Origin of the sequence: Aromatoleum evansii, assembly GCF_045689615.1 — a bacterium.
Classification (GTDB): Bacteria; Pseudomonadota; Gammaproteobacteria; order Burkholderiales; family Rhodocyclaceae; genus Aromatoleum; species Aromatoleum evansii.
This window is the reverse complement of sequence record NZ_CP141259.1, coordinates 3,761,542-3,773,745: the sequence shown is the minus strand read 5'-3', so window position 1 is coordinate 3,773,745 and position 12,204 is coordinate 3,761,542. Positions and strand designations below refer to the sequence as shown.

The window sequence follows — 12,204 nt, the reverse complement described above, 5'->3', positions numbered from 1 at the left end:
TGGGGGGGCTTACACGAAGGCATCTTCGGACCCCTTGCCGCCGAGCACAATCTGGCCTTCCTCGGCGAGGCGACGCACCACCTTGAGGATTTCCTTCTGCTCCGCTTCGACCTCGGACAGGCGCACCGGACCCTTCGCCTCGAGATCCTCGCGCAGCATGTCGGCGGCGCGCTGCGACATGTTCTTGAAGATCTTCTCGCGCAGCTCGGGCGCAGCGCCCTTGAGTGCAGTGACGAGCGAGTCGGACTGCACTTCGCGCAACAGCGTCTGCACGCCGCGGTCGTCGATGTCCAGGATGTTCTCGAACACGAACATCTCGTCGAGGATCTTCTGCGCGAGGTCGGGATCGTACTCGCGCACGTTGTCGAGCACCGCCGTTTCCGCCGCGACGCCGACGAAGTTGAGGATCTCGGCGGCGTGGCGCACGCCGCCCATCGAGGCCTTCTTGACCGTGGAGGCGCCCGCGAGCATGCGTGCCAGCGCCTCGTTCAGTTCCTTGAGGGCGGCGGGTTGCACGCCGTCCAGCGTGGCAATGCGCAGGATCACGTCGTTGCGCAGGCGGTCGGGGAACTGCTTGAGGATTTCGCCCGCCTGGTCGAATTCCAGGTGCACGAGGATGGTGGCGATGATCTGCGGGTGTTCGTTCTTGATCAGGTCGGCCGCGGTCACGGCATCCATCCACTTCAGGCTCTCGATGCCCGCGGTGTCCGAGCCCTGCAGCACGCGCGCGATGATGTGGCCGGCGCGCTCGTCGCCGAGCGCCTTGGTCAGCATCGCGCGGATCTGCTCCTCGTCGGCCTCGACCGGTGCCCCCTTGATGCGATGCTCCTCCAGCTCGTCGAGCACCGCCTCGACCTTAGAGCGCTGTTGCGAAGGCAGGCTGGCCATCGCCATGCCGAGCTTCTGCACTTCCTTCGGGCCGAGCAGCTTGAGGACCTCTGCCGCCTCGTCCGAACCGAGCGCGAGCAGCAGCATCGCGCTCTTTTCGAGGCCTTCATCCATTGAGCTCATCTCTTGCCTTCCTCATTGACGCCCATCCATTCCTTGATCAGGTTCGCGACGACGCGCGGGTCGGACGTGGCGAGTTCCTTGGCCCGGGTCAACTTCGCGTCGAAGGTGTTTTCGGGTTGCAGGTGGGACAAGCTCACCACCGCGCCTTCCTCCTCCTCTTCCGGTGCCGGGGCCGGCGGAGGCGGCGGTGCCACCGTTCGCAGCAGCGGACGCACCACGCCGAAATACACGAAGGCGAGGGCGACGAGGATCACGACATACTTCAGCACTTCCTTGCCGAGGTCCACCATCTCCGGATCCTTCCATACCGGCACCTGTACCTGAGATTCGGCACGGCCGGCGGCGAACGGCGCGCTCGACACGTTCAGGCTGTCGCCGCGCGCCTGGTTGAAGCCCATCGCCTCGCGAACCAGGCTGGTGATGCGGGCGATCTCCTCATCCGAAAGCGCTTCCGCGCGCGACTCTCCATTTGGCAGCGTTTCGTTGCGGTGGTTCACGACGACCGCTACCGACAGGCGCTTCACCTGACCCAGTGCCTGCTTCGTATGCTGGATCGTGCGGTCGAGTTCATAGTTGATCGTCGCCGCACGATTGCCCGTGAAGGCGGCCCCCGGGGCTCCGGGTGTGCCTCCGGGCGCGACCGGAGGCGAGGTGATCGGCGCGGTGGCGGGAACGGGTGGCTGGTTGCTCAGCGCGCCGGGCACGCCTTGTGCGGCCGGCTCGCGCATCCCCTGCTCGTTGATCTGCTGGCTGCGGATCGCCTGGTCGGGCGAGGGGTTCGGCTTGTAAGTCTCGGCGGTCGCCTCGACCTGGTTGAAATCGACGTCAGCGGTGACCTGGGCCTTGAAGTTGTCATCGCCGACGATCGGAGCGAGGATCGTCTCGATGCGGCGGATATAGCCCGCTTCGACCTCGCGCACGTAACTGAGCTGGGTCGCATCGAGGCCCGCGTTGCGCAGCGGGTCGGGGCGGTTCGTCAGCAGGGTGCCGTTCTGGTCGATCACGCTGACGTGGTCGTTCGCGAGTTGCGGCACGCTCGACGCGACCAGATGGACGATGCCGGCGACCTGGGCGGAATCCATCGTCCGTCCCGGGTGCAGGTTCACCATCACCGAGGCGGTCGGCTTCTGCTCGTCGCGCAGGAATCCGGATTGCTTCGGGATCGCCAGATGCACGCGCGCCGACGCCACCGACGCGATCGACTGGATGGTGCGTGCGAGTTCGCCTTCGAGTGCGCGCTGGAAATTCACCTGTTCGTGGAACTGCGACACGCCGAGCTTCTGGTTCTCCATCAGCTCGAAACCGACCAGCCCGCCCTTGGGCAGCCCCTGCGCGGCAAGGCGCAGGCGCACGTCGTGCACCATCCCCGACGGGATCAGGATCGCGTTGCCGCCCGGGGCAAATTTGTAGGGGACGTTCTGCTGCTGCAGCGCGGTGACGATCGCGCCGCCATCGCGCTCCTCGAAATTCGAGAACAGCACTGCATAGTCAGGTGCCCGCGACCACAGCCAGACCCCCACCAGCATGGCGATGGCGATTGCCACGGCGGCGCCCGCGGCAAGCTTCTGGCGCTGGCTCAGCTCATTGAAGCGCTGCAGCGCCTGCTGGGCCGGCGGCGGGGTTCCCCGATCAACGGCGGTGTCGGCGGTGGCCATGGTGGAGTCCTTCGATCACGTCACTCTTACGGATGACGGCATTGTCCGTCTGCGCGCGCAAATCGCGCGAGTGGAAAAGCGGCATTTTTTGCCGCCTATTTGCCGGTTAACATGGACGCATGGGAGCTTAATCTGCCAGCCGTGAAAACAGGTCCTGCAAGCCATGTCCGCTGAATCACCTCCTGCTTCCCCGAATGCCGTGCCCGGCGTGGGGCAGCGCCTCGACGCGGCCCAGCTCGCCGAGGCGTTCGAGATGTTTGCGCGCGCGTCCGAAGAGCTGTCCACCGCCTACAACGCGCTCCAGGGCCAGGTCGCGCAACTCACCGAACGCCTCGCGGTGCTGCTCGGCGCGCTGCCTGCGGGGGTCGTCATGCTCGATCGCGGCGGCCGTGTCGGGCAGTGCAACAGCGCGGCGGAGATCCTGCTGGGCTGCGACCTTGCCGGCCGCCCGTGGGTTGAACTTGCCGCAGCCCTGCATGCCACAGAAACGCCGGGCGAAATGACCGTCGGCGAGGAGGCGGGTGCGCGCCGGGTTTCCTTGTCCGAGGCGGAACTCGAATCCGGCGAGGGGCGCATCATCCTGCTGCACGACGTCACCGACGCGCACCGCATGCGCCTGCAGGCCGAACGCAACGAGCGGCTGGCGGCGATGGGCGAGATGGTTGCCGGCCTTGCCCATCAGCTGCGTACTCCGCTTGCCGCCGCCTTGCTTTACACGGGCAACCTCAAGCAGCCCGAGCTGGCCCCGGCCGATCGGGCGCGCGTGGCCGAACGGGCGATCGAGCGCCTGCGCTACCTCGAACGCCTGATCCGCGACATGCTGCTCTTCGCGCGCGGCGACAGCCTCGGTCGCCAGCGCTTCGGCATCTGCGACCTCGCCGGCGAGCTCGTGCATACCCTGGAACCGCTGGCTCGGGCGCGACAGATTGCCTTTTCGTCGTCCTGCGAATGCGGCGACGCGACCCTGCTCGGCGACCGCAAGGCCCTGGGCGGGGCGATCACGAACTTGCTCGAGAACGCCATCCAGGCCACTGAGCCCGGTGGCGCGGTGGAACTCACGGCCAGGCTCGATGGCGACGCGGTGTACTTCCACATCCGCGACGACGGCCGCGGCATCGAGCCGGCCCACCAGGCGCGCCTGTTCGACCCCTTCTTCACCACCCGTGCCGACGGCACCGGCCTCGGGCTCGCGATCGCGCGCGGCGTCGCGCGGGCCCACGGCGGGGATATCGCCGTCGAATCCAGCCCGGGCAAGGGCGCCCTGTTCATCCTCAGCCTGCCGCTGCCCAGTCCCGAAGAGGGGGGCGAGGTCACGGCAACGAAGGAACCCTCATGATCGAACAGATCAACATCCTCGTGGTCGAGGACGACGCCGCGCTGCGCGACGCCGTGTGTCTCACGCTGGAAATGGGCGGGCATCGCGTCACCGGCGTCGATGGAGGACCCGCTGCGCTGGTCGAGATCGGCCGGCAGGCATTCAACCTCGTCGTCACCGACCTCCGCATGCAGCCGATGGACGGCCTGCAACTGCTCGGCGAGATCCGTTCGCGCCTGCCCCAGCTTCCCGTCCTGCTGATGACTGCCTACGGCGACGTCGACAAGGCGGTTGCCGCGATGCGCGGAGGTGCCTGCGATTTCCTCATGAAGCCCTTCGAGCCCGACGTCCTCCTCGAACACGTGCGGCGCTATGCCTCCCAGCCGCCGGGCGCCGAGGATACCGTGGCCGAGGATCCGCACACGCGCAACCTGCTCGCGCTTGCCGCCCGCGTCGCCGACACCGATGCCACGGTGCTGCTCACCGGCGAATCGGGTACCGGCAAGGAAGTCTTTGCGCGCTACATCCACGACCACTCGGCGCGCAAGACAGGACCTTTCGTCGCGATCAACTGTGCCGCCATTCCCGAGAATCTGCTCGAGGCGACGCTGTTCGGCTACGAGAGGGGCGCATTCACCGGCGCGCAGACGTCCCAGCCGGGCAAGTTCGAGCAGGCGCAGGACGGCACCATCCTGCTCGACGAGATCTCGGAGATGCCGCTCGCCCTGCAAGCCAAGTTGCTGCGTGTGCTGCAGGAGCGCGAGGTCGAACGCGTCGGCGGCAAGAAACCGGTCGAACTCGACATCCGCGTGTTGGCCACCAGCAACCGTGACATGGCGCGGGAGGTCGCCGCCGGCCGCTTCCGCGAGGACCTGTACTACCGCCTCAACGTTTTCCCCCTCGCGATCCCTGGCCTGCGCGAACGTCCCGGCGACATCCTGCCGCTCGCGCGCCACTTCCTCGCACGCCACGGCGAGCGCCTCAAGCGGCGCGCGCGGCTGAGCCCCGAAGCCGAGCAACTGCTCGTGCGCCATTCCTGGCCCGGCAACGTGCGCGAGCTCGAGAACGCCATGCAGCGCGCGCTGATCCTTGCCGCTGGCGACACGATCACGGCCGAGACGGTGCATCTGTGCCTGCCGAACTGGGTCGCGACGGAAGCGGCGCGGGCGGCTGAAACGGGGCCCCGGTTCGAAACGGCACCTGTGCCGGCAAATTTTGCCGTGTTGCCGGAAAATGTTGCCGCTTCCCCTGCGCAGAGACCCGATCCCGCCGGCGTCGGTCGGCCGGCAAACATGAGGGATCTCGAGCGCGAACACATACTTTCCACGCTGCGCGAAGTCGGCGGATCGCGCAAACGGGCGGTCGAAAAGCTCGGAATCTCGGAACGCACCTTGCGTTACAAGCTGCAGCAGTACCGCGACGAGGGCTACGAGGTGTAGCGCATGACGCTGAAAGCCAGGCGCAAAGTGGCTTGGTGGGTTTGCATAACGGCCGAGCGGGTTTTTGTGGGAGCGGCTTCAGCCGCGAATCAACCGACGGGGTCCCGTCAGGCGCCAATTCGCGGCTGAAGCCGCTCCCACGGAAGCCGGTTGCCGTTACAAGCTTTTGGCACGACGATTGCTCTGCTAGACTGAGGACAACGGATACTCGGTCTCGAGGTCGAGCGTATGGATACGCGTGGAATCAACCAGATGATCGGCGAGTTGCGTGCCACTGCCCAGGCGGCAGGGGCGAAGTCGTCCGCGCCCGCCAACCAGGCGGCTGGCGGCGTCGATTTTGCCGAAGTGCTGCAAGGGGCGCTGAAGGACGTGAGCGCCGCGCAGCAGGAAGCGCGCGGCATGGCCCAGGAGTTTTCCGCCGGCGACCCCAACGTCAATCTTCAGGACGTGATGGTCAACCTGCAGAAGGCCAACCTGTCGTTCCAGCAGATGGTGCAGGTGCGCAACCGTCTCGTCACTGCGTATCAGGACATCATGAACATGCCTGTTTGACCCGGTTCGGGGCATGCAGACGCAGAAGCCGCCCGCGAGGCGGCTTCTGCGTTTTTGGCGGTCGGTTTCAGTGTTCCTCGCGCATTCGCCGGTCGCGTTCGAGCTTGAACATGTAGCGCTGGATTCTCGCCGTCGCCGGGTTCGATAGGCCCATGAACTCGCAGCCGGCACGCAGCACCTTCACCCCGTTCGCCTTCTCGACCTCGAAAAGGTTCCTGACCTTCAGGCTCACCGGCAGGGGATTGCCATCGGGCAGGCGGAGCGAGCACTGGCTGTATTCGGTGCCCGGCTCGAAGGGGAGCTCCCTCGGCGGCACGAGCACCGCCAGTCCCCCGCCGCTGATATCCACGATGCGGACCAGCACCTCCTGTCGGCGGCCGTTCTCGGGTACGTGGGTGATCACGCAGACCAGCGGTTCGGTCTGGGGCGTCGGCAGGCGATAGAACTCGCGCCGTTGCAGGCGGATGATGCTCTCGGGAAGCGCCGCGCGCAGGGCAGGCCTGCCCGCGTAGTCGATGCGTGCCGGAGTTTCCAGCGCGAACTGCAGCTTCACGTTGTCGAGGCGCGTCGTGCAGACGAGGCGTGCGGCGCTGCCGGCCTTCGCGTTGCGGATTTCGTCGGGGCAGGCATCGACGATCACGGCCCCGTCGTCGGTCACCGCGAGCGTCAGCGTGATGAAGGATTCACCCCCGTCGATGAACGCGGTCAGGAGCAGGCGTTTCTCGACGAGCGCCTTGAGCAGGTGAGCGACCTCGAGCGGGTCACGCACTGCGTAGCGGGCGAAGGCGTCTGCATCCAGCGGTCGTTGCGTCGTCGTGGTTTCGGAGGGGGCGGGCATCGGCAACGAGTTGAGGCAAAACGGTGTTTATAGCACGACTATTAACGCGGCGACGAAGGAGCCCGGAGTCAAGGGTCGAGCTCGCGCGCAACGGATCGGTACCCTGGCGTCAGGGGCGAGTCGGTCCGCCAGGCTGGCCGGCCTGTGCGCCCGGAGTGCCCTGCTCGACGCGGTAGATCCACGCAAGCAGCTCGGCCACTGCGACGTACAACTCGGGCGGGATACGCGCGTCGAGGTCGACCTGCATCAGAAGGCCGACAAGCTCTGGGGATTCGTGCACGAACACTCCCGCTTCCCGCGCACGCTCGATGATTTCGCGGGCGATCAGTCCGCGCCCCTTCGCAACCACGCGCGGCGCCGCGTCGCCCTTGCTGTAGGCGAGCGCGACGGCCTCGCCGCGCGGCCCCTGATCGTGCTCAGTGTTCGCCATCGCGGCGCTCCGCGACGAAGCCCGTAAGCGGCACGTTGGCCGCTTCGAGGGCGCTGTCGAGAGCCGCCCGGGCGTTGGCCAGCGCCGCCACCGTGGCATCATCGTCGGCCATCAGGCGCAGGGCGACGCCCGCCGGCGTCAGTATCAGGCTGGCCTCCACGCCGCCGAGCCGCGGCAGGGTGAGACGCAAGGTGGTCTTCCATTCCGGCGGCTGTTCGTCCGAACCCGATTCGTCGTCGCGCTGCGGATCCTCGATCTCCCATTCCATCGTCTGACCCGGCCATACCTGGCCCTGCCAGACGTAGTTCTGCGTCGCCATCGCGTCGAGTTGCTGGTAGACGACAGGGACGAGGCGATCGGGAATGGCCGCTGCACGCGCGCCCGGTGCCGGCGGGGGGGGGGCGCTGGTCGCGGCGTCGGTTTCACTGGCTGCCGTGCCCGTAGCATTTGCGGATTGTGCGGCGGTATTCGGCGCCATTTCGGCAGTGGTCCGCAGCAGGCTGGGCGAGCGGGCGAGCGCCGCCGCATCGGCGGCGGGGGCGCCCGACGGCGTCGCCGCGGCACGCGATTGTTCGCCCTGGGGTTCCTGCAGCAGTGCCGAAGTCGCGAGCTTGCCGGACAACCACTGCAGCTGGTGCGATTCGTAGAACAGGCCGCTCTGCGACAGCGCCTGTTGCAGGGCTGGCGCCAGCGTCGCTGCGGCGTTGTTTGCTGGTGGCGCGGCGACGATGGGCTTCCCCGCCGCGAGGGTCGCGGGTTGAGGCGCGGGTTGTCCGGTGAGCAGGAATCCGATCAGCCGCCCGGCAGCGCTGAGTGTCGGGCGCGTGCCTTCATTGCCCGTGAGCATCGGATCGGCAAGCTGGGCGAAAACCGCCTTGGGCGTGCTCTGGGTGACGACCAGTTCGAGCGTGTCGCCGGCAGTCGCGGAGTGGTTGAGGGCCAGCGTGTAATCGCGCCCGCCGACGATGGCCTTGAAGGTGCCGTCGGGCAGTTTGCGGTCGATCGTCGCGACGAAGCGCTGGCCGGGCAGAAGTTCGGGAAGGCGCGCCTGAACCTCGCGTACGCGCGCCGTGCCGTTGATTGGCGGCTCGCTGTCGAAGAGGCTCGCCTCGGTGATCAGACGCAGGCGGGCGGCGAGGTCGGACGGAATCATCGTGTGCGCTCCTGTGTCATCTGACCGTCCGGAGGCCTGTCAGATCCTCAGGGGCCGAAAGCGCCGTAGGCGGCGCGTACGGCACGGTCGCGCACGTTGCCCGACAGCAGCTTGCGCACGCTGGCGAGCCACGGTTCGACGTGTTTGCGGATCTCGACGTCGTCCTCGAGCATGGCGGCGATCAGTTCCGCCTTACGTGCCGCCTCCGCATTGCCGAGGGCCTCGTGTGAGGCGCTTGTGGTGCGCATGATCTCGTCGCGCAACGCGGCCATTTCGCGCTCCAGCGTGACGAGGCGATCCCAGTCGTTTGCCCGCGCCGCCTCGACCATTGCCGCCGAGACGGTACTCATCGATTCGTACAGGGCGAGCGAGGACATGGCGCTCTCCTTAGGCGGCCGCGGTGGTTGCCGTCGCGCCCGGCGCGATGCCAGCCCAGGCTTCGCGCAGGCTTTCGAGTAGTCCGTGGACTTCGTCCAGGGCCGGACGGCTATTGTGCAGGTTGGCGTAGACCAGTCGCTCGCTCATGTAGTCGTACAGGGCAGACAGCCGTGCGGCGAGTTCGCCGCCTGCGTTGAGATCGAGGCTAGCCTTGAGTCCGTTGAGGATTATCTCGATCGCCTTGGAGATTGCTTGACCTTTTCCGGGGATGTCCCGGTTTTCCATTGCCGCGGAGGCGGTCCCGATGGAGAGCAGCGCGCCGTCGAAGAGCATCAGGATGAGCTTGTGCGGGTCGGCAGTGCTTACGCCGGTTTCCACGCCGACCTGAGCATACGCGGCCGCGCGATTTGGGAATGAGCCGAACATTACCTACTCCGATTTACTCGCCAATCTTTGGCAAGTTAGCAAGTTGTTGAGTCAGGAAATTACTCGTTTGTGTCAGATTAGCGATCATCGAGTCGAGTGCGGTGAACTGCGCACGGTAGCGAGTCTCGAACTTCTCGAGGCGGGTATTCAAGGCCTCGCGCTGCTTTTCCAGAGCCTTGATTGAAGCGTTGATACCGTCGGTGCGGCCGGCCAGCATGCCATCGCTGCGGATGTAGTTTTCCAATTTCGACGAGATCGCCTCGGCGAAACCGGTTGTCCCACTGACCCCGGCAAAGTAGCTCCCGATGTTCTTTGCCGGATCCTTCAATGCGGCGTCAAGCTTCGTGGAGTCTATCGTAAGGGTGCCGTCGGCCTTGAAGGACACGCCGATGTCAGACAGGCGGCTGACGCCGGACAAACCCGAAATGGAGTCGCCGACGAGGTTGCGCAGGTCGGTCTGAATAGAACGAGCCGTGGAGTCGCCCGTGAGAGTCGAGGCTTTTCGTGTCTCTGCATTGAACGCGGTCAGATCCTTGATCGCCTTGTTCGTGTCGTTGTATGCCTTGACGAACCCTTCGATCGCGCTGCGTGCTCCGGTCGTGTCTTCCGCGACGGTCACAGTCCCTGCTGTCGCGGTTTCCTTCGTAAGTGTCAGGGTTACGCCCTCAATAACGTCGTCAATCGTATTGCTCGCGCGCGTGATTGAGATTCCATCGACCGTCAGCGTTGCATTCTGGGCGGGCTGGATCTGGTAAAGGCCGGTTTCGATGCCCAGTCCGCTTACGGAAAATGCATTTGCCGTGCCGGTATTCTTTCCGGTCAGGACTAGTTGCTTTGCAGTTCCGTTATCGATGACGCTCGCCGAAATGCCGAGATCACCACCATTGATCGCGTCGCGCAGTTGTTCGATTGTGCCGCCGGCGAAGTCCAGAGTTTTCGTCGATGCGCCGATCGTCACCGAGAGTTGGCCGCTGGTTGGCGGGAAGGTGGTGTTCTTGTCGGTCGCGACGCGTTGTGCCGTGGCGAGGGTGTTCACGACCACGGAGTAGCTGCCCTTCGCTGCGGATGCAGTGGAGGTGGCAGTGAAGCCCGCGTCGGCACTGACGGTTGCCTTGGTTGCGGAAAATTTTGCCGCATCCTTGAGCGCGTTCGCGGCGGTTTGCAGCGCAGACAGGACGTTCTTGAGCTGACCGAACGCCGAAAGTTTGGTCTGGTAGCTCGCCTCCTTGGTGGCAAGCCCGGCGAGGGGGCGCCGCTCGAGCGACATCAGCTGGCCGACCAGCCCGTTGATGTCGAGTCCCGATCCGAGTCCGTTTGCGGTGAGCGCCATGTCCTTCTCCTCAAGCCTCTTGCCTGACCAGCAGTCCTTTCAGTTTATCGAGTGCCTTTGCGATTGCGAGCACTTCTTCCGTCGGAATCTGTTTGATCACTTCGTCGGTGCTAGAGTCGATGATCTTCACAACCGTGCGGCCCGTATCTTCATCGATGGAGAATCGCAAATCTCGTGCCACCGGGCCGATCGCCTTGCGAACTTCCTCCAGTGCCTGGTCGACTGCTGCGGGATCCGTGATTTGCGCGGTCTCAGAAGCGCTTTGCACTGAGGTTGGCGGAGTGGTTCCGACGGTGCCCGTCGGAGATTGCTGAACGGCCGTTGGAGTCGTTGCGGCGCGAGGAATCGGCGATGTGACGACGGAACTGGTCGGTGGGGTCGATTGAATGGCCATGATTCTTCTCCCTCAAGGGGCAACGGCGCAGGGCTCTTGCGAGCCCCGCGCCGTTCGATCGTCAGACTACCGGCTCGTTTAGCCGCGGAGCAGGCTCAACACGTTCTGCGGCAGCGAGTTCGCTTGGGCGAGCATCGCAGTACCGGCCTGCTGCAGGATCTGCGTGCGCGACAGGTTCGCAGTTTCGGAAGCGAAGTCAGCGTCGAGGATGCGGCCACGCGAGGCAGCGAGGTTTTCCGACGTGGTCTGCAGGTTCGCGATCGTGGAGGAGAAGCGGTTCTGGATGGCACCGAGTTGGGCGCGGCTGCTATTGACGGCCTTCAGCGCGGCGTCCATTGCCAGAATCGCGTCATTCGCGCCCGCGGTGGTCGAAATGTCGAGACTTGTAAAGCCGGTTTGGGCCGTAGTCGTCGGATTTGTCGTGGCTGCTGTTAGGCCGGAGTTGGTGACGGTGCCGCCCACGACGATACTTGCGCCGTCGTTGGCCGTGAGAATCACCGTGTCGGTGCTCGTCGATGCGACAACGTTAGTGAGACCAGCGTCCGCCATCGCGGTATTGATCGCATTGGCCAGAGCGGTTGCACCGGCTGCGTCAGCGGTTACGGTCGTCTTGGCAACAGCTACACCGTTGATCGTCAAGCCATTTACGTCGCCAGCGGTAACGGCTGCCCCGGTTACAGTTGCTTCGGTCGTAACTTTATTCCAAGAGCCCAGCGCTGCGATATTGGCATCGACAATATTCGAGATGCCGATCGTTTCGCCTTGGTTGGCGCCGATTTGGAAGACTTGGCTTTGGAAGGTTCCATCGAGCAGCTTCGTGCCGTTGAAAGAAGTCTGGTTCGCGACCCGATCAATTTCGCTCTTGAGCTGCGCAACTTCCTTTTGCAGTGCGGCACGGTCTTCCGTTGAGTTCGTAGCGTTGCGTGACTGGACAGCCAGTTCGCGGATGCGCTGCAGGTTGTTGCCGATTTCGCCGAGCGCGCCTTCGGCGGTCTGGGCGAGTGAGATACCGTCGTTGGCATTCCGGGCTGCCTGATTCAGACCACGAACCTGGGCATTCATCCGTTCCGAGATCGCGAGACCAGCGGCGTCATCCTTCGCGCTGTTAATGCGCAGACCGGACGACAGACGCTGCAGCGAAGTGGCGAGCGAGCTCTGGGAGGTCGTCAGGTTGCGTTGTGCATTGAGGGACGCAACGTTGGTGTTGATTGTCATTGCCATGATAATTCTCCTAGAGAGAGATGACTTCGGTTATCCCGGCTTCATGCCCTGTTTGCATCTGC

The 12,204-nt window shown here is 65.0% G+C and carries 13 protein-coding genes; 3 read left to right on the top strand and 10 right to left on the bottom strand.

Annotation, left to right across the window (positions count from 1 at the left end):
• Positions 1-9: 9 nt before the first annotated feature.
• Positions 10-1,011, bottom strand: a complete 1,002-nt coding sequence (fliG, locus tag U5817_RS17595) for a flagellar motor switch protein FliG (RefSeq protein WP_169132590.1) — start codon at positions 1,009-1,011, stop codon at positions 10-12.
• The gene (gene fliF, locus U5817_RS17590; protein WP_407278260.1) at positions 1,008-2,666 is read right to left on the bottom strand and encodes a flagellar basal-body MS-ring/collar protein FliF; all 1,659 of its coding nucleotides are present in this window, start codon (positions 2,664-2,666) and stop codon (positions 1,008-1,010) included. The genes fliG and fliF overlap by 4 nt, the downstream gene beginning before the upstream one ends.
• A 163-nt stretch (positions 2,667-2,829) precedes the next feature.
• Between fliF and U5817_RS17585 the strand changes: the two genes are divergently transcribed.
• From U5817_RS17585 to fliE, 3 genes are all read left to right on the top strand, one after another.
• A complete protein-coding gene (locus U5817_RS17585; protein ID WP_407278259.1) occupies positions 2,830-4,002 on the top strand; it encodes a sensor histidine kinase in 1,173 nt (390 codons plus the stop codon).
• On the top strand, positions 3,999-5,420 hold the full coding sequence (locus tag U5817_RS17580) for a sigma-54 dependent transcriptional regulator (RefSeq protein WP_169132593.1): 1,422 nt from the start codon (positions 3,999-4,001) through the stop codon (positions 5,418-5,420). The genes U5817_RS17585 and U5817_RS17580 overlap by 4 nt, the downstream gene beginning before the upstream one ends.
• Positions 5,421-5,648: 228 nt before the next feature.
• Positions 5,649-5,972 (top strand): flagellar hook-basal body complex protein FliE, encoded by a 324-nt coding sequence (gene fliE / locus U5817_RS17575; RefSeq protein ID WP_050414853.1) that lies wholly within the window; start codon positions 5,649-5,651, stop codon positions 5,970-5,972.
• A gap of 67 nt (positions 5,973-6,039) precedes the next feature.
• On the opposite strand, the gene U5817_RS17570 is transcribed toward fliE, so the two are convergent.
• From U5817_RS17570 to U5817_RS17535, 8 genes are all read right to left on the bottom strand, one after another.
• A complete protein-coding gene (locus U5817_RS17570; RefSeq protein WP_407278258.1) occupies positions 6,040-6,810 on the bottom strand; it encodes a flagellar brake protein in 771 nt (256 codons plus the stop codon).
• A 109-nt stretch (positions 6,811-6,919) separates the two neighbouring features.
• The gene (locus U5817_RS17565) at positions 6,920-7,240 is read right to left on the bottom strand and encodes an EscU/YscU/HrcU family type III secretion system export apparatus switch protein (RefSeq protein ID WP_407278257.1); all 321 of its coding nucleotides are present in this window, start codon (positions 7,238-7,240) and stop codon (positions 6,920-6,922) included.
• Positions 7,227-8,393, bottom strand: coding sequence for a flagellar hook-length control protein FliK (locus U5817_RS17560; RefSeq protein WP_407278256.1), 1,167 nt, complete (start codon positions 8,391-8,393; stop codon positions 7,227-7,229). Before U5817_RS17560 ends, U5817_RS17565 begins: the two co-directional genes overlap by 14 nt.
• Positions 8,394-8,440: 47 nt before the next feature.
• Positions 8,441-8,770, bottom strand: coding sequence for a flagellar protein FliT (locus tag U5817_RS17555; RefSeq protein ID WP_407278255.1), 330 nt, complete (start codon positions 8,768-8,770; stop codon positions 8,441-8,443).
• Between the two features lie 10 nt (positions 8,771-8,780).
• Positions 8,781-9,197, bottom strand: a complete 417-nt coding sequence (gene fliS, locus U5817_RS17550; RefSeq protein WP_407278254.1) for a flagellar export chaperone FliS — start codon at positions 9,195-9,197, stop codon at positions 8,781-8,783.
• A 13-nt stretch (positions 9,198-9,210) separates the two neighbouring features.
• Entirely contained in the window at positions 9,211-10,527 is a 1,317-nt protein-coding gene (fliD, locus tag U5817_RS17545) for a flagellar filament capping protein FliD (RefSeq protein WP_407278253.1), read from the bottom strand.
• A gap of 10 nt (positions 10,528-10,537) precedes the next feature.
• Complete coding sequence (locus U5817_RS17540) at positions 10,538-10,921, bottom strand: flagellar protein FlaG (protein ID WP_407278252.1); 384 nt, start codon at positions 10,919-10,921, stop codon at positions 10,538-10,540.
• A gap of 78 nt (positions 10,922-10,999) precedes the next feature.
• Positions 11,000-12,142, bottom strand: a complete 1,143-nt coding sequence (locus tag U5817_RS17535) for a flagellin (RefSeq protein ID WP_407278251.1) — start codon at positions 12,140-12,142, stop codon at positions 11,000-11,002.
• Positions 12,143-12,204 lie beyond the last annotated feature (62 nt).

Bases quoted from the DNA above. Each gene is read 5' to 3' on its own strand.
- fliG (WP_169132590.1), bottom strand. From the start codon at position 1,011: ATGAGCTCAATGGATGAAGGCCTCGAAAAGAGCGCGATGCTGCTGCTC.
- fliF (WP_407278260.1), bottom strand. From the start codon at position 2,666: ATGGCCACCGCCGACACCGCCGTTGATCGGGGAACCCCGCCGCCGGCC.
- U5817_RS17585 (WP_407278259.1), top strand. From the start codon at position 2,830: ATGTCCGCTGAATCACCTCCTGCTTCCCCGAATGCCGTGCCCGGCGTG.
- U5817_RS17580 (WP_169132593.1), top strand. From the start codon at position 3,999: ATGATCGAACAGATCAACATCCTCGTGGTCGAGGACGACGCCGCGCTG.
- fliE (WP_050414853.1), top strand. From the start codon at position 5,649: ATGGATACGCGTGGAATCAACCAGATGATCGGCGAGTTGCGTGCCACT.
- U5817_RS17570 (WP_407278258.1), bottom strand. From the start codon at position 6,810: ATGCCCGCCCCCTCCGAAACCACGACGACGCAACGACCGCTGGATGCA.
- U5817_RS17565 (WP_407278257.1), bottom strand. From the start codon at position 7,240: ATGGCGAACACTGAGCACGATCAGGGGCCGCGCGGCGAGGCCGTCGCG.
- U5817_RS17560 (WP_407278256.1), bottom strand. From the start codon at position 8,393: ATGATTCCGTCCGACCTCGCCGCCCGCCTGCGTCTGATCACCGAGGCG.
- U5817_RS17555 (WP_407278255.1), bottom strand. From the start codon at position 8,770: ATGTCCTCGCTCGCCCTGTACGAATCGATGAGTACCGTCTCGGCGGCA.
- fliS (WP_407278254.1), bottom strand. From the start codon at position 9,197: ATGTTCGGCTCATTCCCAAATCGCGCGGCCGCGTATGCTCAGGTCGGC.
- fliD (WP_407278253.1), bottom strand. From the start codon at position 10,527: ATGGCGCTCACCGCAAACGGACTCGGATCGGGACTCGACATCAACGGG.
- U5817_RS17540 (WP_407278252.1), bottom strand. From the start codon at position 10,921: ATGGCCATTCAATCGACCCCACCGACCAGTTCCGTCGTCACATCGCCG.
- U5817_RS17535 (WP_407278251.1), bottom strand. From the start codon at position 12,142: ATGGCAATGACAATCAACACCAACGTTGCGTCCCTCAATGCACAACGC.